At 71.5% G+C, this 22,471-nt stretch carries 13 protein-coding genes; 7 read left to right on the plus strand and 6 right to left on the minus strand.

All coding sequences use genetic code 11. From position 1 onward, the window contains the following. Window positions 1-31: 31 nt before the first annotated feature. Window positions 32-2,635 (minus strand): ATP-binding cassette domain-containing protein, encoded by a 2,604-nt coding sequence (locus ASF53_RS10125; RefSeq protein ID WP_056198385.1) that lies wholly within the window; start codon window positions 2,633-2,635, stop codon window positions 32-34. A gap of 419 nt (window positions 2,636-3,054) precedes the next feature. Here ASF53_RS10125 and ASF53_RS10130 point away from each other — a divergent pair, with 419 nt between their 5' ends. The 4 genes from ASF53_RS10130 to ASF53_RS10145 all read left to right on the plus strand — a co-directional run bounded on the left by ASF53_RS10130 (window position 3,055) and on the right by ASF53_RS10145 (window position 8,195). Beyond that, entirely contained in the window at window positions 3,055-4,968 is a 1,914-nt protein-coding gene (locus ASF53_RS10130; RefSeq protein WP_056197563.1) for a quinol:electron acceptor oxidoreductase subunit ActD, read from the plus strand. Continuing rightward, window positions 4,965-6,194 (plus strand): hypothetical protein, encoded by a 1,230-nt coding sequence (locus ASF53_RS10135; RefSeq protein ID WP_056197565.1) that lies wholly within the window; start codon window positions 4,965-4,967, stop codon window positions 6,192-6,194. Before ASF53_RS10130 ends, ASF53_RS10135 begins: the two co-directional genes overlap by 4 nt. Before the next feature lie 58 nt (window positions 6,195-6,252). Next, window positions 6,253-7,074, plus strand: a complete 822-nt coding sequence (locus ASF53_RS10140; RefSeq protein WP_056197567.1) for a class II glutamine amidotransferase — start codon at window positions 6,253-6,255, stop codon at window positions 7,072-7,074. A gap of 386 nt (window positions 7,075-7,460) precedes the next feature. Beyond that, window positions 7,461-8,195 carry a sigma-70 family RNA polymerase sigma factor gene (locus ASF53_RS10145; RefSeq protein WP_003604688.1) on the plus strand — a complete coding sequence of 245 codons (735 nt, stop codon included), beginning with the start codon at window positions 7,461-7,463 and terminating at the stop codon, window positions 8,193-8,195. Window positions 8,196-9,033: 838 nt separating this feature from the next. Here ASF53_RS10145 and ASF53_RS10150 read toward each other — a convergent pair. Both ASF53_RS10150 and ASF53_RS10155 read right to left on the minus strand, forming a co-directional pair. Further along, the gene (locus ASF53_RS10150) at window positions 9,034-9,567 is read right to left on the minus strand and encodes a Ros/MucR family transcriptional regulator (protein WP_056197568.1); all 534 of its coding nucleotides are present in this window, start codon (window positions 9,565-9,567) and stop codon (window positions 9,034-9,036) included. A 372-nt stretch (window positions 9,568-9,939) separates the two neighbouring features. Then, window positions 9,940-10,338, minus strand: coding sequence for a hypothetical protein (locus ASF53_RS10155; protein ID WP_056197570.1), 399 nt, complete (start codon window positions 10,336-10,338; stop codon window positions 9,940-9,942). A 236-nt stretch (window positions 10,339-10,574) separates the two neighbouring features. Here ASF53_RS10155 and ASF53_RS10160 point away from each other — a divergent pair, with 236 nt between their 5' ends. Continuing rightward, the gene (locus ASF53_RS10160; RefSeq protein ID WP_056197572.1) at window positions 10,575-11,750 is read left to right on the plus strand and encodes a vWA domain-containing protein; all 1,176 of its coding nucleotides are present in this window, start codon (window positions 10,575-10,577) and stop codon (window positions 11,748-11,750) included. Between the two features lie 96 nt (window positions 11,751-11,846). Here ASF53_RS10160 and ASF53_RS10165 read toward each other — a convergent pair whose 3' ends face one another. Together ASF53_RS10165 and ASF53_RS10170 are read right to left on the minus strand one after the other, a co-directional pair. Next, window positions 11,847-12,296, minus strand: coding sequence for a hypothetical protein (locus ASF53_RS10165; RefSeq protein ID WP_056197574.1), 450 nt, complete (start codon window positions 12,294-12,296; stop codon window positions 11,847-11,849). A 42-nt stretch (window positions 12,297-12,338) separates the two neighbouring features. Then, window positions 12,339-12,659 carry a 2Fe-2S iron-sulfur cluster-binding protein gene (locus ASF53_RS10170; protein ID WP_056197576.1) on the minus strand — a complete coding sequence of 107 codons (321 nt, stop codon included), beginning with the start codon at window positions 12,657-12,659 and terminating at the stop codon, window positions 12,339-12,341. Between the two features lie 283 nt (window positions 12,660-12,942). Between ASF53_RS10170 and ASF53_RS25660 the strand changes: the two genes are divergently transcribed. Then, entirely contained in the window at window positions 12,943-13,083 is a 141-nt protein-coding gene (locus ASF53_RS25660; RefSeq protein WP_156635481.1) for a hypothetical protein, read from the plus strand. Between the two features lie 7 nt (window positions 13,084-13,090). Here the strand turns inward: ASF53_RS25660 and ASF53_RS10175 are convergent, their stop codons facing one another. Next, window positions 13,091-13,435, minus strand: a complete 345-nt coding sequence (locus tag ASF53_RS10175) for an Hpt domain-containing protein (protein ID WP_082482665.1) — start codon at window positions 13,433-13,435, stop codon at window positions 13,091-13,093. Between the two features lie 361 nt (window positions 13,436-13,796). Here ASF53_RS10175 and ASF53_RS10180 point away from each other — a divergent pair, with 361 nt between their 5' ends. After that, window positions 13,797-22,418: an apolipoprotein A-IV repeat region-like domain-containing protein gene (locus ASF53_RS10180; RefSeq protein ID WP_056198391.1), complete on the plus strand. Its 8,622-nt coding sequence runs from the start codon at window positions 13,797-13,799 to the stop codon at window positions 22,416-22,418. Window positions 22,419-22,471 lie beyond the last annotated feature (53 nt).

The following is a 22,471-nucleotide window of genomic DNA, read 5'->3' on the forward strand; positions in this document are numbered from 1 at the left end:
TTTGAGGCGGTTTTGCGGGAAAGGGAAGCGCTCAGACGGTCACCGCCTCGGTTTCCTGCGGATCACCGCTCACCACTGTGTTGCGCTCCACCCGCAGCACCGCGTCGAACGGCGCCTGCCGGTTCAAGGTGTCCTCGTCGGGCAGGCAGACGATCAGCGCCGCCCCGGCGCGCAGCGCCCGCAGGCGCTCGATCCGGGCGGTGATCTCGTCGGGCTTGCGGTCGTCGAGCGAGAGGCCGACCACGAGGATGTCCGGTCGGCGCACGAGGCAGCGCACGAACTCGATCGCCACCCGCTCGCGCGGGCCGATGGCGCCCTCCCCCAGGATCGCCCGCTGGCCCTGACCGGCCACTGCGACGCCCGCCTCGATCCGCGCGGCGAGGCCGAGCCGGTAGACGGTGGGCTCCAACCCCTGTTCGGCAAGCACCCGGCGCACCAGGGCGCGCACCCGCCCCTCGGCGCCCGCCTCGCCTTGGGTGATGCGCCCGAACAGCAGGTTCTCCTCCAGGCTCGCGGCGGCGGTGAGCCGAGAGGGATCGTAGAACTCGACCTTCTCGCGATAGCGCGGCGGCAGCATCGCCGCGAAGGAGTGGCGGGCGGCGACCAGACGCTGCTCCAGCGCCTCGTCGATCAGGCCGAAGCGGTGGCGGGTCTCGCTGTAGCGCAGCGCCAGACCGATCAGCCGCTCGCGGTCGCGGTGCCCGGCGGGGCCGCGCCGGAAGCCGCGGGCCTCGGGCTGGCGCGCGACCAGATCCTCGAAATAGCCCCGCTCCGCTGCCGGAAACAGCGAGAACGTCTCGAACAGCGGGTGGTCGTCGGGCAGATCGGCAAAGATCTCGACGGTGGAGCGCGCCACTTGGAGCCCGACATCGACCAGGGCGCGGGTGAGATCCTCCGCTTCCAGCACCGCGCGCAGATAGGGATGCGCCGCGAGTCGTGCTTGCGAGAAGGCCGGGCTCACCGCCTCGCCGAACAGGATGTTCTCGCCGATATCGGCCTGATGGTTGTAGCGGGCCGGATCGAACGGCTCGACGAGCCGGGCCATACCCTCGCTCGCCAGCGCCTCGCGCATCGCCCAGCGGGCGGCGACGACCGCCTCGGCGGTGGCGGGATCGTCCTCGGGATCGACGGAGGCTTCCAGGCCCCGTTCGTAGACGAAGGCGTCGAGCCCGGTGAGCTTGAGGATGGCGATACGCTCGGCCAGCCCCGAGGCCTCGCGATCGCCGCTGCGGGCGCCGTAAAGCAGGTTCTGGCGTAGCGTCCCCTCGATCAGGATCGCCTCCGAGCCGGCCAGCGCGATCCGCCGGGCGCGCTCGGCGGAGTCGAAGGCGCGCAGATCGGTGCCGCCATAGGTGACGGCGCCGGCGGTGGGCTCGATCTGCCCGGCGAGCAGGGCAGCGAGCGCCCGCGATCCGCTGCCGCGATGACCCACTATCGCCACATGCGCCGGCATCGGAAGGGCGAGATCGACGCCGGTCAGCCGCTCGCCGCTGCCGGGATCGTAGGCGCCGACGCCCTTCGCGACGAGGGCGCCCGCTTCCGGGAACGGGGCCGCTTGGCGCGAGCGGTTCCCCGGCAGGCGGGGGCTCAGGGCGTCCAGCGTCTCGGCGATGGTGCGGAACAGGGGAGCGACCGCCCGGTGCTGGCTCCACAGGCGCAGGCTGATCGCGACGAGGGTTGCCGCCAGCGCGAAGGCGCCGGCCGCGGCGACCAGCGCTCCGGGCAGGACGTTGTCGGCTTCGGTGGCGGCCTCGCCCTGCCACAGGGCGGTGGCGACGAGGAGCGCGGGCAGGATCACGACGAGCGCCAGCGCCGGGGCCCGCGCATAGGCGAGCCGGGCCTCAGCCCGCGCCAGCGCCGTGCGCGCGGCCCGCGCCCGCAGCCCCAGGCGGCGGCGCTCGAACGCCGCCGCCCCGTGGGCGCGCACCGCCGGCATCCGCCGGATCAGGTCGCGCAGGCCCGCCTCCGTCGCGGCGGTGTCGGCATGGCGCAGGCTGCGCCGGGCGGCGGTGCGGCTGGCGAGCAGAACCCGCGCCAAGCCGACGGCGGCGAGCAACAGCGCGATCACCGGCACGAGGCGCGGGGCGGTGAGTTCCGCCATGACGAGGGCCAGCAGGACCGCGGCGAGCGTCAGGCCGGGCACGACGATGCCGACCGCCGAGAGCGGGCCCATCCGCGCCAGGGCTTGGCCGACGAGGCCGGGCAGCGCCCGGAGATCCTCGCGGGCCCCGGGCGGCGAGGCGAGGATCGCCTCGGTGGCCCGCGCCCGCAGCCGCGCCGTGGCCCGGGCCTGAACGGAGAAGCAGAGATACGCGACCGCGGCCCCGAGGGCGGCCAGCAGCAGGGCGGCGGCGGCGAGCGAGGTCAGCGCGATCAGCGGCAGTTCCGTCGGCGGCAGGCTCCAGCCCTGGAACAGGATCGGCGCCTCGTCGCCATGATGGCCCGGCAGCGGCAGGGCGATCCGCAGGAAGGGCAGGAAATCCGGGCTGCTGCGGGTCAGCACCGAGATGAGGTCGCGCAGGCACAGCAGCACGAACAGCGCCAGCGGTCCGCCGAGGCCCACCGCTAGCCCCAGCGCCGCCGCGTGCCGACGCGGCGACGAGGCCCAGGCGAAGAGGACGGGATCACGCTCCATCGGCATTCCGGGCGCCCGGCCAAGCCGTGGCCGGCGAGTTCGCGGCGGTGGGGTGCGGCATCGGAAAACGGTTTCGGCGCTGTGAGGGACGATCCGGCAGGCCGGTGCGTGAGGAGGCCGTCACGGTTCGTCCTCTTCGCACGGAAACGCCGCGGCGCAAGCCCGCGCGGCCGGCGCGTCGCATTGCATTCCCGCCGCGGCATTGCTCTTTGGTGCGGGAGAGCACATGGCGGGCGATCCGCGTTCGAGACCGCGGGCGGAGGGCCTGCCTTTCCCGCATTTCCCAGCCATCCCGTTCGGCAGCGCCCTTTCCCACCCTCCCTTCGGACCCCACCGGATGGCCGTGCGAGACAATCCATCGCCCGCCTTTCCCCTTCAGGATCGAAGCCGCGTGCCGCCTGCGGCCGACCGTTGAGCCGATGACCGAACGCGCGTTGCAACCTGCCGCCGAGACCCTTCCTCTTTACGGCGCGCCGGTGATCGGGGCCGGGGAGACGGTCGCCTCGATCGCCGCCGCGCTCGCGGGGAGCGTGCTCGCGCCGGCCGGCCGCCTCTGGCGGCTCGCGGTTGCCGGAACCCTCGTCCCGATCCTCGTCTGGGCCGGTCTGCGCTCGGCCGTGCCCGCCGAATTCGGTCCGGCCGGCGCCGCGTGGTGGATCGGACTCGCTGCGGGATGCCTGCTGATCGCGGGGCTGCTGCTGCTCGCGGGCGTCGCGTGGCGCTGCGGGATCGGCCGGCTGACACAGACGGCTGCCCTGCTCTGCGCAGGTCTCGCCGCGCTCCACCCGGTGCCGGTCCATCCGGTGAGCCTCGGGGCCTTGCTCCTGGCAGGCTTCGGCCTCTGGGCGGCGGCGCTCCTGCCGGATTGGGCGGTGTTGCGCGACGCCGCAGAGCCGGATCGCCGACGCGCCCGCCTCTACCGAACGCTGTCCGCCGGCTGGTGCGGCTCGGCCCTGCAATGGCTCGCCTGGGAGCGGGCCTGCCGGGGGTTCGGCCTGCTCGGCATTCTCGCGGCCGTGGCGGTGCTGATCGATCTTGCGCTGGTGGCCGCCCTTCGCACCGAGCGGCACGACACCCTGCTCCCCATCGCCCTGCTGGTCGAGGCGGTGCTCTCCGGCGCCGGGCTGATCGCGGCGCTCGCCACAGCCCTGCGCCGGAGCGGCAGACTCGATGGCCTCATCACCGGCCGGCACCTCGATATCCTGGGGCGGCTGCTGCTCGCCTTCGGCCTTGCCGCCCTCTATTGCCACGTCACCGAGATCGTTACCGCCCTGCTCTACGGCGACGCGGCCGAGCGGGCGCGCCTGACCCGCAGGTTCCTCGGCGACGAGGCGCCCGCCTTCTGGACACTCATGCTCGCCGGCCTTGTCCCCACGCAATTGTTCTGGATCCCCGCCATCCGCCGCAGCCCTCTCGCCCTCGGCCTGATCGGCGCCCTCGTCGCCATCGGCCTCGGCGCGGATCACGTGCTCGCCACGCGGATCGGGATGACGGGGGCGACCTTCGCGGATCTCCTGACCGCAGGGATCGCTACGCTGGGTTCCGCCGGACTGTTTGTTCTCGGCCTGCTGCTTCTCCTCCGCCTCGTGCCCCCGGTCGGAATCGCCGAGACGCGCCAACTCGCCCTCGCCGAGAACGCGCATGCTGCGCCACGGGCGCCGGAGATCGCGCCGGATACCCGGCCGGGCCAGCCTCTTGGTCAATCCCTCGGCCAGCTCCCTGGCCAACCCCCCGGCCAGCCTCCTGGCCTCATCGCGATTTTCGCCTCGGAGGCCGGGCTGGCCGAGGCGGCGCGTGGGCTCTCGGGGCCCCGCGGGCCGCGCCTCGACGCCTTCGGCCCGGTGCCGATGCCGGAGGCCGCCGCCGCCCTGCACCGGGCGGATCGGGGTCTGAACCGCCTCGCTCTATTCGGGGCCTTTCTCGGATTTGCGGCCTTCGTCGCCATCCGCATTGCCGGCCTTGCCGGGGAGATGCCGGACGGACCGGCGAGCGTGGCGGCGCTCCTCGCCCGGCCGCTCTCGTGGCCCGATGTCTGGCCGCCTCCTTGGCCGGCCTCGTGGCCGCTATCCGGGGCGATGGCGGCGGTGCCGGCGCTCTCCGCCGCGGCGGCGGGCGGAGTGCTCGGCCTCGGCGTCGCGCTCGTCTCCGCTCTGAGAGCCGGGCGGACCGGCCGCGTTCTCCCCGCTGCCCTCGCCGGACATTTCGTCCTGACGATCGAGCCCTCCGGCGCGCCATTCAATCCGGCGGCCCTCGCCCGGCGCCTGAGTGCCCTGCCGGCGGATGCGGGGCGTCCGCTTGCCCTATACGGCCTCGCCGCGGAGCCGCTGCGGTGAGTGCGGAGGAGAAGGGCGGCGCCGCCCGCAAGGCGACGGGGGCAAAATCCGCGGGCGCCTATTTCCGCGATCCCGCCCGCCGCCCGGCGGCGGCCTTCGCGGCGGGAATGGCCTGCCTGCTGCTGGCGCTCCATCATGCCGGGCTGCCCCGGCTCGCGCCTGCTTACCTCGCCGCCTGGACCTGCCTCCTCGCCCTGCCGGCGGGCGCGCTGCCCGTCGTCATCATGATCGAGCGGGCCGATGCCTGGCGTCCGCAGCCCGAGACCGCGCTGCTGGAGACCCTGCGCGGCCTGCTGGTGCTGATGCCGGTGGCCGCGATCCTCGCGCTGCCGATCCCGGTGGCGGCCTTCCTGCTCTATCCAGCGCCCGAGAGCGCCGGGCCGGATGGCCCGCTTGCCCTGCTCGGGGCGGCACCATCGCTCCTCGCCATCCGCCTTGCCCTCTACTTCGCGCTCTGGACCGGTCTCGCCCTGCTCTTCGCCCGCCGCGGCGGCGAGCCCTGGGCCAAGGCCGGGCGGATCGACGACGGGCGCGCCGTGCTCGGCCTCGGCCTCCACACCGTGGTCGGCACGCTGGCCGCGGACGACCTCGTCATGTCGGTCGGAACCGATCCCGGCCTGCGCTTCCACGCCAGCGCCTTCGGCCTGCTGGTGCTGGCGGCGTGGTCGAGTCTCGCGCTCGCCGTCGCGATCCTCGTCGCGCCGCCCGATACCGGGCCCGCCCGGCGCCGCCATGATCGCCTCACGCCGCTTGCCGTGCTGTTGCTCGTCTGGGCCGGCCTGCACGTCGTGCAGTTCCTGATGCTCGGCGCTGCCGCCGATCCGGGGGCGGCCGCGTGGTACCGGCTGCGCGCGGGCTTTTCCGGCTGCGCCCTGGCGCTGTCCGCGGCCGTCGTCGTGGGGCTGGCCGCCATCCTGACCCTGCGTCCCGGCGAGAACCGCACGCGGCTGGTGGCGGCGCTCGCCGTCGCAATCCATCTCGCCGAACTGTACTGGTTCGTCACGCCCGCCTTCCGCGCCAGCTTCCGCATCGGCCTCACCGACCTGCTGGCGCTCGCCGGGATGATCGGGCTCGCCCTGGGATTAGCGCCGGTGGTCCGGCGCCTGATCCCGGGGCTGGCCGTCACCCCTGTCTGGCCGGGCCGTGAGCGCGCGCGGGGAAGGCCGGGCGCGGCGGCGGGGGACATGCGCCGCAAATCGGTTGTTCCGCCCCCCGAAGCTTCCTAGTTTCCCCTCCCCGCCCTTTTCCACCCCATCGCCCGCGACGCAGAAGACCCCGGCAACCATGTGCGAATTGCTCGGAATGAGCGCGAATGTGCCGACCGATATCCGCTTCTCCTTCGCGGCTTTGGCCCGGCGCGGCGGCGAGACCGGCCCGCATGCCGATGGCTGGGGCATCACCTTCTACGAGGGGCGCGGCTGCCGCTCGTTCCACGATCCGGAGCCCAGCGCCCGCTCCGAACTCGCCAAGCTTCTGCGCCGCTATCCGATCAAGAGCCGCATCGTCGTCGCGCATGTCCGCAAGGCCAATCGTGGGCGCGTCAGCCTGGAGAACACCCACCCCTTCTCCCGCGAGCTGTGGGGCCGGCCCTGGACCTTCGCCCATAACGGACAGCTCAAGGGCGTGAAGCGGCTGCCGCTCGGCCGGTTCGAGCCGGTCGGCACCACCGACAGCGAACACGCTTTCTGCTGGATGCTGTCACAGCTTCAGGAGCGCTTCCCCAAGCCGCCCCGCGCCGCGACCCTGGAGGCGGCCATTGCGGGTTACGCCCTCATCCTTTCGGAGCGCGGCGTGTTCAACATGCTGCTCTCCGACAGCCGCGTGCTCTACGCCCATTGCGGCAAGCGGCTCTGCTACCTCACCCGCCGGGCGCCGTTCGGCACGGCGACGCTGATCGACGAGGATTGGCGGGTCGATTTCGCGCAGGAGACCACCGAGACCGATATCGTCACCATGATCGCGACGCGCGCGCTGACCCGCGACGAGACCTGGACCGAACTGGAGCGCGGCGACACCCTCGTTCTCACCGACGGCGTGGTGCGGGTGCTCAAGGACGCGCCGCGGCAGCGCCCGCGTCCGGCGCCGGAGATCCACGGCGCGGCCTGAAGGCGATCGATCGGAGAAGGCGGAGGGGCCTGCCGATTTGCCGCATTCAAGCGACAGGCTCGGCGAATCATCTCTTCCCAAATCCGGCTGATCCCTCGGGATGGCGGATGTGGGTTTCGGCGGGATCCCATTGTGCCTGCGCGTTGGGTGTCCTCCTCAAGCGCCGCGCGGGCTGGGCGATCCGCGTCCCGCATGGATCAAGCGGGACGCGGATCACTCTTTGGGCGACAGCCTACCGTCTTGTGTGCAAGCGTGGCAGTATTTCGCGTGGCGCGGGTGTGCTGGATCAGGCCGATGCGCTACAACTATGTTAAGGGCCGTGCCGGGGCCTTCTCCACGCGGCACCGCGCCGTCGTTGCCGAAAAGTCCCGATTGCAAAGAGCCCGATGCGTAACGATACCGAAGCGACCCTGGATCGTCCCGCGATGACAGACGGCCGTCCCAAACTTTCCGACTCCATCCGCAGCCATCTCGGCGATCATCTGCGCAGCGTGTACGACACGCTGGGGGCAGGCGAGGACACACCGTCCCGCTTCTCCGAGCTGATCGGCAAGCTCGAAGCTGCCCTCAAGGCGCAGGGCGAGCGGATCGATCCCGAATTCCGCAACGGCCTGCTCTCCGCGGTGCCGTCCCTGCGCGCCTTCGCCCTGTCGCTGACATCGAACCCGGCGCGCTCCGACGACCTCGTGCAGGACACTCTGCTCAAGGGCTGGCAGCACCGCGCCCGCTTCCAGCCGGGCACGAACCTCAACGCATGGCTCTTCACGATCCTGCGCAACATCTTCTACTCGGATCACCGCAAGCGCGTGCGCGAGGTCGAAGATCAGGACGGCTCCTACGCCGCCCGCCTCGCCACCGCGCCGCATCAGGGCGACCGGCTCGATGTCGAGGATCTGCAGACGGCGCTCGCCAAGCTGCCGCCGGATCAGCGCGAGGCTCTCGTGCTGGTGGGCGCCGAGGGTGTCTCCTACGAGGAGGCCGCGACCATCATGGGCTGCAAGGTCGGCACGGTGAAGAGCCGCGTCAGCCGCGCTCGCGGCCGCCTCGCCGAACTCCTCGGATATGACGAGGAGGATCTCTCCTCCGACCGTCTCATCCAATCGGCGATGCCCGACGCCTGATTTTTTGCGCGAAGGGCCGCCGGAACGGTCTCGCCGTCTGAAGGGGCGGCGAAGACAGGGCGAAAGCCGAGCGGCTTGTCCGATGATGGGGCCGGGTCCGACGACGGAAGTTGTCGATCCGGCCCGCGTTTCAGTGTCGAACCCGCATCTACTCTTGTGCGGCGTGCTCCGGTCTCGCCGACAATTGCATGCGCCGCGTGGATGCGTCTGTCGCATCACCCGAGGGTCCGGCCGACTGAATGCCGATCCGCAGGCATGTCACCGGCCGATCGAGACTGGGCCAACGTCTGGAAACGAATCCAAGACAGTGGTCGCGGTCTCAAATCTCGCAGCGTCTCTGACTGAAAGCCGTCGACCACCGTGTCGGACGATGCTCTGAATGACGCTTCGGAGGTATGACCGATCCTATCCGTGAAGCCGACCGTCACGCTTCTGATCGTGGCGGGATCGTACGCGAACACGGCGGTCTGACCGATCCTGGCCGGGGCAGGCATCTGCGCGGGCATCCCGTCGCGAGCATTCGGCCTCGGACGAAGTCAGCCGATCTGAGTGCGAGCGCGTTGCAGTTTTATCGTGTTGGGAGCCCGTCTTCGCGCGATGGCGCAGGCCGCATTGGAAAGCGGCGCCTCATGAGCGCGTCTGCGGTGGGCAGAAGACGACAGGCCGTTGGTGACCGTTGTGGCGCAGTCGCTGCAAGTCTTCACGCGATGCGGCCCGAGCACTCGGCCGCCCGGCGGTTCTGCCATCGACCAAGATTTTCACTGCGCGGATCATATCAACGCGCCGTGTCGGAGCCGGTCGGCGGAGTCTGATGACTCCGCCGACGCGGCATCTTTCCTCAGGCGGCCTTGCGGCGCCCGCCGGTCTTGCGGCCTTCGCCGGCAGCGGTCTTGCGGCGCGGCTCGGAGGCGGCTTCCGCCACCACCTCGTCGACCGGCTCCGCGGCCTTCGCGGAGGATTTGCGGCGCTGCTGGCCGAGGCCGAGATCCTTGGCGAGCGCCGAGCGCGCGGCCGAATAGTTGGACGAGACCGTCGGATAGTCGGCCGGCAGGCCGTAGCGGCGGCGGTAGCCCTCGATGTCGAGGCCGTGCGTGGTCAGGTGCCGCTTGAGCGTCTTGTACGGCTTGCCGTCGATGAAGGAGATCAGGGCATCCGGCGTGATCGACTTCTTGATCTGGGCCGGGGTTGCCCGCTCGACTTCTTCTTCCTTGGGCGCCTGCGGTGCCGACAGGGCGACCAGGGCCGCATGAACCTGAACAATCAGACCCGCGAGTTCAGGCGACGGCAGAGAGTTGTTGGAGACATAAGCCGAGACGAGATCGGCTGCGAGCTCGATACGGTCGTGTTGCGTGACCTGATTGGTTTCCGACATTGTAGGTGATCCTGTTTGCCCCTCGTTCTTGTGAGCTAAAAGGATCTGAGAAAGATTCAAGTCCGGTTCTAGCCATTTTCCCAGAAAACGACTGCAAAATCGAGAAAAACCCACGATCTGGCTGCTATTGCGAACGATCAGTCCGGATCAGACACCAGTTTGGGATCTCTCCAGGTGGTCTGCGCAAGCTGAGGTTCGATCAAGGCCACGATCAAGGGTGCTTGATTCGTCTGTTCAACAAAGTGTGAGAAGTCACCCCGAGCTGACCGCCGGTCTCGGCAGGTCGAACGGGCCGGATTTCGTGAATGACGGCAGATCCGGGATGGTTCGGCCTCGCCATGGCGACGGAACTGTATCGGTCGGAGCCCGCCGTTACAGGCCCGGGAGCATGGCCTCATCGTCGTCGCGCGCTCTGGCGGGACGGCGTTGCCCGCTCGGCTGAGGCAGAGTGCAGCGATAGACCACCGCGTCGGGCGGTCCGAGGGCGGCGTTGAGCGGGACGGTGACGGTGTCGCCGGAGAAGCGCCAGTGTCGGGTGCCCCGATCCCAGTAGAGCCACACGGTGCTGTCGTGGCCCTTCACGTCGAACACGGCGGCCTTCTTCGACATCGCCCGCAGGGTTCGCGGCTCGTACAGGCCCTTGCGGCGATAAGCGGCGCGGGACTCCGCGTCCTGGCGATCGACGAAGGTGTTCTGGACGATCTGAAGGGTCGCTCCGGGTTTGCGGAGGAATTTCTTGAAATCGCTGAGGGATCGCAAGACCGCGGGCATGAGGGCCTTCCCATCGTCAAGTCACGAACGCATCCTGCATTGTGCGAGGCATCTTAGATCCATGGAGATGACGGCTCTTCCTTCCGTACAAAGGCGGTTGCCGGCACTATCCACCGGAAAACGTCGCTATCCACAGGCGCGGCGCTCGGCCCGACCCTGCGAGGTCTGCGGCCGCGCCCGGCCCCGGTTTCCGGCATCGGCTTGACCCGCAGGCCGGGCTCGGGCGTTTAGGTCCCATGCTGCTGCAATTCTTCACGGGCCTGCGCGAGGCCCGCGTGCCGGTGTCCCTGCGCGAGTACCTCACGCTGCTCCAGGCGATGGAGAGCGATCTCGCGGACAAGCGCGTGGAGGAATTCTACTTCCTCGCCCGCACCGTGCTGGTGAAGGACGAGTCGAACCTCGATCGGTTCGACCGGGTGTTCGCCTCCGTCTTCAAGGGATTGGAAACGCTGGGCGAGGCGGTCGAATCTGCACCTATCCCCGAGGAATGGCTGCGCAAGCTCGCCGAGAAGTATCTGACCGACGAAGAGAAGGCCGAGTTGAAGGCGCTCGGCTGGGACAAGCTGTTCGAGACGCTGAAACAGCGCCTCGCCGAGCAGAAGGAGCGCCATCAGGGCGGATCGAAGTGGATCGGAACCGGGGGCACCTCGCCCTTCGGCGCCTACGGCTACAATCCCGAGGGAATCCGCATCGGCCAGGACGGCAACCGCAACTTCCGTGCGGTCAAGGTCTGGGACCGGCGCGAGTTCAAGGATCTCGACGATTCACGTGAACTCGGCACCCGGTCCATGCGGGTGGCGCTCCGCCGCCTGCGCCGCTTCGCCCGCACGGGGGCGGCCGACGAACTCGACCTCGACGGCACCATCCGCGAGAGCGCCCGCCAGGGCTTCATCGATGTGCGGCTGCGCCCGGAGCGGCGCAACGCCGTGAAGGTGCTGCTCTTCCTCGATGTCGGCGGCTCGATGGATTGGCATGTGGAACTGGCCGAGGAGCTGTTCTCGGCGGCGCGTTCCGAGTTCAAGCACTTCGCGCATTTCTACTTCCACAACTGCCCCTACGAGGCGGTGTGGACGGAAAACCATCGCCGCCACGACGAGCGCATCCCGCTCCTCGACGTGATCCGCACCTACCCCTCCGACTACCGCGTGGTGTTCGTTGGCGACGCCTCCATGAGCCCCTACGAGATCGCCCATCCCGGCGGTTCGGTGGAGCATTGGAACGAGGAGGCGGGCGAGGTCTGGCTCGGCCGGGTGCTCGATCATTTCCCGAAGGCGGTCTGGCTCAACCCGATTCCGGCCGAGCATTGGGGCCACACCCATTCGATAGGCATGGTCCGCCGGATCTTTGCGGATCGGATGTTCCCGCTGACCCTCGAAGGGCTGGACGGGGCGATGCGGGCGCTGCTGCGGTAGAGCGCTCTCTTTCGATGAAGCGGGTTCCGGTTCGTTGCAAGAGCGCGGCACAACAAGAGGAGAGCAGCGCGGTCGGGCACGGCTCGAGAGCGCCCTTCAGCCGCGCCGCAGGCCGCCATGCAAGGCTGCCCGCACAGCGTTCAGGGCCGTGACGAGGACGGCCAGCGGCGGGAGCCCGTAGAGGCCGCCGATCAGGACACGTTCGGGTTGGAACCGTGCCTCGGTGTGGTCGGCGCCGCAGGGCGAGAGGCCGAGCAGGAGCGTGTCCCGCACCAGGGCGGCGTTCATCAGGATAACGAGGGCAGCGAGTCCGGCCAGGGCGAGGCTCGGCAGCCCGATCAAGGCAAGATGCCCCTTTCCAAGACCCGCCCGCGTGCGCCGCGCCGAGCGCCATGCCAACCCGAACGAGCCCGCCACGAAGGGCAGGCTGAGGCATGCGCCGGTCAGGAACGGATCGGTGTCGTTCTGCGAGCAGGTGCCGGTCGAGCCCAGCCCCAGCAGGAGCGGGACCGGCAGGAACAGCAGGAATGCGAGAACGGCCGCCATGCGAGCGGCGGCGAAGGTTCAAGACCCCCGCGAGGCGTCGCCTCAGCCCTGGCGGGCCGGGGTCGTCACGGTGAGGCCGTCGAGTTCCGCCGTCACGCGGATCTGGCAGCACAGGCGCGAGGTCGCGCGCACGTCCGAGGCGAAATCGAGCATGTCCTGCTCCATCGGCTCGGCCGGTCCGACCTTGTCGGCCCATTCCCCGTCCACGTAGACATGGCAGGTGGCGCAGGCGCAGGCGCCGCCGCACTCGGCATCGATCCCCGGAACGTTGTTGCGGATCGCCGTCTCCATGACGGTCGAGCCAACCTCGCCGTCGATCGTGCGGGCCGTGCCGGCGTGATCGACGAAGGTGATCTTGGGCATACCTTGCTCCGGGACGTGTCGGCGTCCGCCTGCGGTCCTTCAGGGGGCGGCGTGGCGCCTGCTTGCGGGCGGCGGAGTGAGAAAGCAAGCGGCAAGCCGGCGCTTTTCCGTCGCGCCGCCAACGCCCGCGTCGCACCGTTCCAGGGCACGGGCCCGCGCCCTGCGAACAGACACCAACATACGTTATATTTTCTTGGCGTGTAGTGGAGCCATATTGCGGCGCACAACGTCATGCCGACGGGAGGGCCACCCCGGCGCCGTCCGCCTGACGGAGGGCGAGACCATGGCCCGCAACCCCACCGCTCGTTCACTGAAGTGGCGGGAGATCCTCGACGATCCGCGCCGCAACACGGGGACGGCCTTCAGCCCGGAGGAGCGCCAAGCGCTCGGGCTCGAAGGGTTACTCGACAAGCCGGAACACTGAGGGCTGCTCACACCTCCAGGCCGAAGGTCTTGAGCGTGTCGAGGGTCTGCGCGGTGGCGTCGCGCAGCGCGTCGAGATCGGCCTCGCCGCCGGCGCGAAGCCCCGCCTCGACAGCCGTGCTCGCTGCGGCCACCCGCATCGCTCCCACGCCGAGCGCGGCGCCCTTGAGGGTGTGGGCGAGGTCGGCCCGTTCCTCGGCCGGACGGCTCGCCTCCGCCATCGCGGGCATGAGCCGGCGGCACTGATCCTCGAACAGGCCCAGCACCTCCCGGGCGAGGTCGGCATCGCCGAAGGTCTGCGCATCGAGATGGGCGCGATCGAGCAGAGGGGCGAGCTTGTTCTCGAGGTCCACGTCCGTCCTCATCGTTGGCTGGATCATCGGCATTCGGGGTGAAACGGCCGCTCCCTCCCCCCGGTTCTGGGGAAAAACGGCCGGGCGCGGCGACCTGCCTGTGGGCGGCGCCGGCTATCCACAGCGCAGGCCGGTTTGGGCCGTACCCGTTTAAGGCTGCAAGCGTCAGAACTTGGGGCGAATGCCGGATCACGGGACTTGGCTTGGTAACCATTCCGTTAAGGTTTCTTGGGTGCGCCGGGCCGATCGGGTATCGGGGGCATCATCCGAGGGACTAAGATCCCGTGAGACGTCGGGTAAATCCGTCTCCATTGCGGAGGGCGCGAGCTCTGCAATGGATGGCGATGCGTACGAGGGTTGCATGGCCACCGAGAAGAAGCTGAAGGATCCGGCAGAGGCGGCACTCTCCGCGATCGAGCAGGCTTTGAATCTGGACATTCCGGCGCCGGGCGACTCCGCCCGCGTCGAACCGCGGCTGCCCGATGTCGGCGACGGCGATCCGCTGGCCGATCCGTTCTCCGAGGCCGGGGGACGCCGCACCCCGACCCTCGACATCGATCCCTCCGCGTCCGATCTGCCGCTGCCCGAGCGCGGGCGTTCGCGTCGCGAGGGCGGGCTTCTGCCGCCCGACCGCTCGCTGGTCGCCAATGACGACCGCCAGAATATCGGCATCCTTCAGCAGACGCTCCGGGTGCGGCCCTCGCGCAAGCCGTACCTCGTCGCCGCCATCGCCTCCTTCCTGTGGCTCAACGGCCTCGTGGCGCTCGCCTGGAACCAGTCCGGCGGCGATCTGAAGACCTTCATCACCGGGCTCACCGCGCTTCAGGCGGCGGTGGTGGCCACGGCCATTGCCGGGCCGATCGTGCTCTTCCTCATCACCGCGATGCTGGCCGTGCGCGCCCACGAGATGCGCCTCGTGGCGCGCGCCGTCGGCGAGGTGGCGATCCGGCTGGCCGAGCCCGAGAGCTTCTCGACCGACGCGGTGCTGACCATGTCGCAGACCGTGCGCCGCGAAGTCGCGGCCGTCGGCGACGGCGTGGAGCGGGCGCTGGCCCGCGCCGGCGAACTCGAAACGTTGGTGCGCGGCGAGATCTCGACCCTGGAGCGGGCGTACTCCGACAACGAGATCCGCATCCGCAGCCTCGTCGACGAGCTGATCGCCCAGCGTGAATCCATCGTCGGCAGCGCCGACCGGGTGCGTGGGGCGATCGCCGGCTCGCACGAGAACCTGTCGACCGAGTTGGAAGGCGCGGCCGAGCGTATCGTGGCTGCCATCAACGGCGCGGGCGAGCGCGTCACCGGGGCGCTCGACGCCCGCGGCACCGCGATCACCGAGGCGCTCGGCGAGGTCGGCGAACGGGTGGTCGGCAACGTCTCGACCCGCGGCGACGATCTGGTCCGCCAGCTCACCGCCACCAGCGAGGGCGTGCGCGGCGGTCTGGAAGAGATCGGCACCACTCTCACCAGCGCCCTGCAGCAGCGCGCCGACGAGGTGACGCAGGCCTTCGAGCGCACCGGCGGGGCGCTCACCCGCACGCTGGCCGACAATGCCGGCGCTGTCGCCCAATCCCTGTCCGAGACCGGCACCGGCCTGATCGAAGCGCTGGACCGCCAGGGCGGCGCCGTGCGCGAGACCTTCGAGCGCTCGACCCGTGGCCTGGAAGAGGCCTTCCTGTCGCGCGGGACCGAGCTGACCGAGCGCTTCGCCCAGACCGGCGGCGCGATCACCGCCCGCTTTGCCGAAACCGGCGAGGGCTTAAGCCGCAACTTCGCCGCCACCGGCGCGGCGATCTCCGAGGACATCGCCGTCCGCGGCGCCTCGCTGCGCACCGAGATCGAGGCCGCCGGCACCGGCGTCTCCGAGCTGATCGAGGGCCGCGGGCGTGACGCGCAGGCCGCCCTGGCGCTTGCCGCCGGCAGCGTCGCCGACGACTTCTCCACCCGCATCGACCGGGTCCGCGACGCGTTCCTGGCTTCCGCCACCCGCGCTGCCGAGACCATGGACGGCCGCGGCCTCGAACTCGCCGGTCGCATCGAGGCGGCGGCATCCCGCGTCGATGACGTCATCGCCGTTCAGGGGGGCGCGCTCGCCGCGAACCTCGACAGCACGGGCGAGCGTGTCGTCGGCCTGATGACCGAGCGCGCGGCCCAGGCCGCTGCCACCGTCGAGCAGGCTCTGGCCGGGCTCGGCGCCAGCTTTGCCGCCAACGCCAACGGCACCGCCGAGAGCCTGCGCGAGGCCGTGGCCCGTCTGGGCGAGGATCTCGACGCCCGCACCGGCGCCGCCCAGGAGGGCATCCGCCGCAACACCGAGACCGCGACCGCGTCCGTCGGTGCCAGTGTCGAGGCGCTGGAGCGCCGCCTGCGCGAGGCCGCCGAGGCGATGAGCGGCCTGCTCGCCGAGCGCGCCGTGGAATCGACTGCGCGGATGCTGCACGTCGCCGAGGAGACCTCGGGAGCCGCGCAGGCGCAGAGCGCCGCCGTCACCACCCGCTTCGCCGAGGCCGCCGAGGCCCTGCGCCGCGCCGCCGACGAGGCCGCCGCCGCCGTCGAGAGCCGTTCGGACGACGTGGTGGGCCGGTTCCAGGCCGCCGCTGAGCGCGTCGGGGGCGAGCTGGGCAGCCGCAGCGAGAGCGCGTCGCAGGCGCTCCACGCCGCGATCCAGCGGATGGCCGACGAGCTGTCGGCCCGCAGCGCCGAGGCGACCGGCGCCCTGGCGCTCGCCGCCGCCCATGCCGGTGGCGAGATCGGCAACCGCACCGACCAGTCGATGCATGCGCTCCAAGATCTCCTGCGGCAGGTGGCCGACGAGATCTCCGTGCGCGGCTCGGAAGCCAGCGTCGCACTGTCGCTGGCGGCGGCCCAGGCCGGCGGCGAGATCGGCAGCCGTGCCGACCAGTCGGCGCAGAACCTGCGCGACCTGCTGCGGCAGGTGCAGAACGAGATCGACGGCCGCAGCGCCGAGGTGACGGACGCCCTGGCGCGGACCGCCGAGCGGGTCGGCGGTGAAGTCGGTGCCCGTACCGAGGAATCGCTGCGGAGCCTGCGTGAGACGCTGGGCCGGATCGGCGACGAGCTGTCCGCCCGTGGCGCCGAGACCAGTGCGGCCCTGGCCCGCGCGGCCGAACAGGCCGGCGGCGAGGTCAACAGCCGCACCGAGGCGTCGCTGCGCAGCCTGCGCGATGCCCTGGCCCAGATCGGCGACGAACTGTCCGCCCGCAGCGCCGAGGCCGCCGCTTCCCTCGCCCGTGCGGCCCAACAGGCCGGCGGCGAAGTCGGTGGCCGCACCGAGAGCGCCTTGGAGGCCCTGCGCGAGACGCTGCGCCGGCTCGGCGATGAGGTGGCTGCCCGCGGCGAGGCCACGGCGCAGGCGCTGTCGCGCACCGCAGAGGGCGTCGGCTCCGAGTTGGAGACCCGTCTGGGAACCCTGGAGGACAGCTTCGGCCGCCACGGCCGCGGCGCCGCGGCGCTCATCGCCAGCCAGTCCGACGAGGCCCAGGCCCGCCTCGAAGGCGCTGGCCGCGAGGTCGTGCTCGCCATTGCCGGCCACGTGTCGCAGGTCGGCGACACGCTGCACCGCAGCCACGCCGCCTTCGTCGAGACCGCTGACAGCCGCACCCGCGCGGTGGAGGAGGCCCTGGGCAACCGGCTCGCGGCCCTTCAGGAAACCATCGCCCGCGGCGACATCCTCGCCGACCGGATCGCCGGCAACGCGCAGACGCTCGGCGACACCCTGGATTCGCGCCTCACCGAGATCGACCGGATCATCGCCGTTCAGGGCAATGCGCTCGCCGATTCCCTGGCCGAGCGTGCGCGCCTTGCCAGCGAGACCGTCGAGGCGCGCATCGGCGAGATGGAATCCCTCTCCGCTCGTCGCGCCGCCGAGATCGGCGAGAGCTTCGCGGCCCTCGTCGGCCAGGTCGACACCCGGCTCGGTGCCCGCGCCAACGCCCTCAACGAGGCGCTGGTGCTGCGCAGCTCCGAGATCGCCCGCACGCTGGATGAGGGCAACCGCATCCTCGGTGATGCCCTCGACCGGCGCATCGAAGGCTCCGCGCAGGACATCGCCAACCGCGGACGTTCCGTGGGCGACGTTCTCGCCGCCCGCGCCGCCGAGATCGCCGAGCGTCTGGAACGCACGACCCAGGATCTCGCCCGCCGCCTCGACGAGGGCGCCGAGCGTCTCGATACCGGCGTGGTCGCGCGCCTCGACGCCCTCAGCGGCACGCTGGAAGAGCGCACCCGCCACCTCGACGAATCCTTCGGCGTCCAGGCGCTCGAAGCGGTGCGCCTGATCGAGAGCCGCACCCGCACCATCGACGGCGAGCTGACCGGCCGCATCCGCGACCTCGTCGCTCTGCTGGAGCGCCGCAGCGGCCTCGCGGTCGAGGCTTTGGGCGGCCATGTCGAGGCCATCGCCCACCTGTTCGACGAGCGGGCCGAGAGCCTCAACCACCTGTTCGACGAGCGCGGCGGCGCGCTGGCCGCCGACCTCGACCAGCGCGGCCGCGTGGCCGTCGAGGGGATCGAGGGACGCCTCTCCGACATCACCCAGGCCCTGGAACAGGGCGGCGCGTCGCTCGGCGCCCTGCTCGACCGCCGCGGCACCGCCCTGCTCGCGACCCTGCGCGACCTCATGGGGCAGGTCGATGGCCTGCTCGGCGAGGGCACCGGCCGCCTCGGCCACGCCTTCGAGACCCAGGCCGGCGAGATCCGCAGCCTGCTCGACAGCCGCGCCGACGATCTGCGCGGCCTGATGGAGGGCAGTGCCGGCCGCGTGCGCGGCGAGCTCGAAGCCGGCCTCGGCACCTTCGAGACCGTGCTGGAGGAGCGTCTGCGCACGGTGCGCGACCTGCTCGACGCCCGCAGCGCCGAGATCCGCGACACTTTCGACCACCGCACCGACGACCTGCGCGGCCTCATGGAGGGCGGCGCCGGACGGGTACGCAACGAGTTCGAGGCCAGCCTCGGCGCCCTCGACGCGACCCTGGCCGAGCGCGTCCGCACGGTGCGCGACCTGCTCGACGCCCGCGGCGCCGAGATCCGCGACACCTTCGATCACCGCACCGACGATCTGCGCGGCCTGATGGAGAGCGTCTCCGGCCGGGTCGGCGGTGCGTTCGAGGCGAGCTTCGGCCGCCTCGACACGACGCTGGAAGAGCGCATCCGCATGGTGCGCGAACTGCTCGATGCCCGCAGCGACGAGATCCGCAACACCCTCGACAGCCGGACCGGCGAGCTGCGCAGCCTCGTGGACGGCAGCGCCGGCCATGTCCGCGGCGAGTTCGAGACCGGGCTCGGCGCCCTGCGCGCCGCCCTGGAAGAGCCGGCCCGCACAGTTCAGGATCTGCTCGACAGCCGCGCGGGCGAGATCCGCGCCATGCTCGATGCCCGCAGCGACGATCTGCGCACCACCCTGGAGGAGCGGGCCCGCACGGTTCAGGACATCCTCGACCACCGCACCGGCGAGATCCGCGGGCTGCTCGACGGCCATGCCGGCCGCCTCGACGAGGGCTTCCAGGGCCGCATCCTGCCGCTCCAGGCGGCTTTGACCGAGGGTGCGCGCCTGTTCGTCGAGACGCTTGAAGGCGGCATCGGTCGCGCCGCCGGCGAGGTCGATGCCCGCACCCGCGGTCTCGCCCACCTGTTCGACGAGCGCCTCGGCGTCCTCGGCGACATCGTGGACGGACGCGGCCAGCAGGTCGCGCAGACCGTCGAGCGGCGGTCGCAGGAGCTGCGCGCCCTGTTCGACGGGATCCACGCCACCCTCGGTGCCCTGGTCGATGAGCGCTCGACGGCGCTGACCGGTCGCCTCGAGACCCAGACCCAGGCGCTGGCGACGGTGTTCGACGAGCGGATGCGGAGCCTCGACGGACTCGTCGAGAGCCGCGGCGGTGAGTTTGCGCGGCTCGTGGAGAACCAGACGGCCAGCCTGTCGCAGACCGTCGAGGCCCGCAGCGAGGACTTCACCGCCCGCATCGACGCCCGCCTGCGCGCCTTCGCCACCGTGGTGGCGAACCGCGCCAACGCGCTGGCCGACGCCTTCGACGAGCGCCAGGACGCGTACACGGCGCAGATCGACGGAGGCACGGCCCGCATGGTCGCGGCGCTCGATGAGCGCGCCCGCCAGCACGCGGCGCAGTTCGAGACGGTCGAGGAGCGCCAGAACGCCGTCGCCGCCTTGATCGAAGAGGGGACGACCCGGATCGCGGCGACTCTGGACGAGCGCGCCCGGCAGCAGACCGCCTTCGCGGAGGCCTTTGCCGAAGCCTTCGACGGCCAGCGGGAATCCTATGCGAGCCTGATTGAGCAGGGCACGGCGCGCATGGTCGCCGCGCTCGAAGAGCGGGCCCGCCGCCACGCCGCGCAGGCGGAGACGGTGGAGGAGCGTCAGCGGGCCGTCGCGGCGCTGATCGAGGAGGGCACCGCCCGGATGGTCGCGGCTCTCGACGAGCGGGCCCAGCGGCAGGCTGCCTTCGCCGAGACCCTCGATGGGCAGCGGGACGCCTATGCGAGCGTGATCGAAGAGGGCACTGCCCGCATGGTGGCGGCCCTGGACGAGCGGGCCCAGCGGCAGGCCGCCTTCACCGAGACCCTCGACGGGCAGCAGGAGGCCTATGCGAGCGTGATCGAGGAGGGCACCGCCCGGATGGTCGCGGCCCTGGACGAGCGGGCCCGGCGTCAGGCCGCCTTCGCCCAGACCCTCGACGGTCAGCGTGAGGCCTATGCGAGCGTGATCGAGGAGGGCACCGCCCGGATGGTTGCGGCTCTCGACGAGCGCGCCCAGCGTCAGGCCGCCCTCACCGAGGCCTTCGACGGCCAGCGGGACGCCTATGCCAGCCTGATCGAGCAGGGCACCGCCCGCATGGTCGCCGCGCTGGAAGAGCGGGCCCGCCGCCACGCGGTGCTGGCCGAGGCGTTCGACCGCCAGAAGGAGGCCTACGCGGCCCTCATCGACGGCGGCACCGCCCGGATGGTCGCGGCCCTGGACGAGCGTGCCGAACGGCAGGCCGCACTGGCCGAGACCTTCGACGAGCGCCAGAACGCCTATGCGGCGCTCGTGGACGACGCCATCGCCCAGATGGGCCGGATGCTGGAGGAGCGCGCCCGCCGTCACGCCGCCGAGGTCCAGGCCCGCGCCGACGCGCTGGCCGAGACGATGGATCAGCGCAACGGGGCGCTTGCCCGCATGATCGACGGACCGGCCGCGGCTCTGGCCGATGCACTGGCCGAGCGGGAGCAGGCCCTCGACCGGCTCATCGCCGACAAGGGTGCACCCCTGGTCGAGGCGCTGCGCGAGCGCACCGACGCCATCGTCGTCCGCACCGTCGAGTCGGCCAAGGCCCTGCGCGTGGCGCTGGACGAGGGCGCGGCGGCCTCCGCCGACACCGTCGCCCAGGCGCATGAGCGGGTCCGCCGCGATGTCGCCGGCTTCCTCACCCGGATCGAGAACGCCAATGACGGGCTGAAGGACCTCGTCGGCGGCGCCTCGGAGAATCTCGGCGCCATCGAGCAGGGGCTCGCGGCCCGCGTCGAGCAGATCCAGTCGGCCCTCGACCGGGTCGCCGCCGACACGGCGCAGGCCTCCGACCGGGTCTCGACCCAGGTCGTGGCGCTGCGCGAGGCCTCGCAGGGAGCGCTCGCCCAGGCGGCGGACCTCGCCGAGACCCTGGACGCCCGCGGCAAGGCGCTGGTGGAGCGCACCGGCACCCATGTCGGCGCGCTCGAACAGGCCGCCGGCAATCTGGAGGCGGTGGAAGGCCGTCTCGCCGAGAGCCTGTCGAGCCGGCAGGCGGTGGTCGAGGCGGTGTTGTCCCGCCTCGAGGAGCGCAGCCAGGCCATCGAAGCTCAGACCGGCCGCTTCGGCAGCGTGATCGAGGAGACGCTGCGTGCGGCCGAGGCCCGCGCCCGCGAACTCAGCGAGAGCGTGGCCCGCGTGGCCCGCGAGGCCGGGACCGCGGTGGCGGGCGACTTCGAGCGCCTGCGCAGCGGCGCGGACGCCGAGAGCGCCCGCACGGCGGAAGCGGTGCGCAGCGCCATCGAAGCGGCATCCGCCAAGATGATGGAGAGCTTCGCCGCCGCCTCCGGCCAGTTCGGTGACTCGGTCACGCGGATGAACGCGATGGCTGCCGAGATCCGCCGCGAACTCGACGCCACCCGCGCCGACCTGCAGCGCGGCGTTCTCGACCTGCCCCGCGAGACGCAGGACGCCACGAGCGAGATGCGTCGGGTCGTGGCCGAGCAGATCGACGCCCTGAACGAGCTGTCCGCCCTGGTGGCCCGCTCGAACCGGTCGGTCGATGTCGCCCAGCCGGCGGCGCAGGCCCGCGGGGCCGAGCAGCGTCGCACGGCCGAGGCCGGTCGCGCCGTGTCGGCTGCCGCACCTGCTCCGGTTGCCGCGCCTCCGCAGGTCCGCAATGCGGCCCCGACGGCGGGCCGGTCACAGCCGGCGGCGGCCCCCGTGCGTCCGGCGAGCCCGGCCGCGGTCCAGGGACCGGTTCAGGGGCGGCCCGGCACCCGCGACAACCGCGGCTGGCTGTCCGATCTCCTGACCCGCGCCTCGCTCGATGACGACGGCGCCGAGGCGGTCCCCGCCCCGGCTCCGGCCGCCGCGCCCGAGGCGAAGGGGCCGGTGGAGCGGATCTCGCTCGATGCGATCTCGACCGACATCGCCCGGATGGTCGATCATCAGGCCTCGGTCGAGTTCTGGCAGCGCTACCGCCAGGGCGACACCAACCTGTTCGACGGTCGCCTCTACACGGTCCAGGGGCGCCAGACCTTCGAGCAGATCCAGCGCCGCTACCGGGCGGATGCCGAGTTCCGCCGCACGGTCGATCGCTATGTCGGCGAGTTCGAGCGGCTGCTCGGCGAGGTGACGAAGAACGACCGCGACACCAAGCGCGCGGACGCCTACCTCACCTCGGAGACGGGCAAGGTCTACACCATGCTGGCGCATGCCAGCGGCCGGTTCGACGAGGCCTGAAGGCCGAGGGTCGGAGGAGGCGGGTTCGGTGTCACCGAGCCCGCCTCGACCGC

It is taken from the genome of Methylobacterium sp. Leaf123 (assembly GCF_001423405.1).
Classification (GTDB): domain Bacteria; phylum Pseudomonadota; class Alphaproteobacteria; order Rhizobiales; family Beijerinckiaceae; genus Methylobacterium.

Bases quoted from the DNA above. Each gene is read 5' to 3' on its own strand.
- ASF53_RS10125 (WP_056198385.1), bottom strand. From the start codon at position 2,635: ATGGAGCGTGATCCCGTCCTCTTCGCCTGGGCCTCGTCGCCGCGTCGG.
- ASF53_RS10130 (WP_056197563.1), top strand. From the start codon at position 3,055: ATGACCGAACGCGCGTTGCAACCTGCCGCCGAGACCCTTCCTCTTTAC.
- ASF53_RS10140 (WP_056197567.1), top strand. From the start codon at position 6,253: ATGTGCGAATTGCTCGGAATGAGCGCGAATGTGCCGACCGATATCCGC.
- ASF53_RS10145 (WP_003604688.1), top strand. From the start codon at position 7,461: ATGCGTAACGATACCGAAGCGACCCTGGATCGTCCCGCGATGACAGAC.
- ASF53_RS10150 (WP_056197568.1), bottom strand. From the start codon at position 9,567: ATGTCGGAAACCAATCAGGTCACGCAACACGACCGTATCGAGCTCGCA.
- ASF53_RS10155 (WP_056197570.1), bottom strand. From the start codon at position 10,338: ATGCCCGCGGTCTTGCGATCCCTCAGCGATTTCAAGAAATTCCTCCGC.
- ASF53_RS10160 (WP_056197572.1), top strand. From the start codon at position 10,575: ATGCTGCTGCAATTCTTCACGGGCCTGCGCGAGGCCCGCGTGCCGGTG.
- ASF53_RS10165 (WP_056197574.1), bottom strand. From the start codon at position 12,296: ATGGCGGCCGTTCTCGCATTCCTGCTGTTCCTGCCGGTCCCGCTCCTG.
- ASF53_RS10170 (WP_056197576.1), bottom strand. From the start codon at position 12,659: ATGCCCAAGATCACCTTCGTCGATCACGCCGGCACGGCCCGCACGATC.
- ASF53_RS25660 (WP_156635481.1), top strand. From the start codon at position 12,943: ATGGCCCGCAACCCCACCGCTCGTTCACTGAAGTGGCGGGAGATCCTC.
- ASF53_RS10180 (WP_056198391.1), top strand. From the start codon at position 13,797: ATGGCCACCGAGAAGAAGCTGAAGGATCCGGCAGAGGCGGCACTCTCC.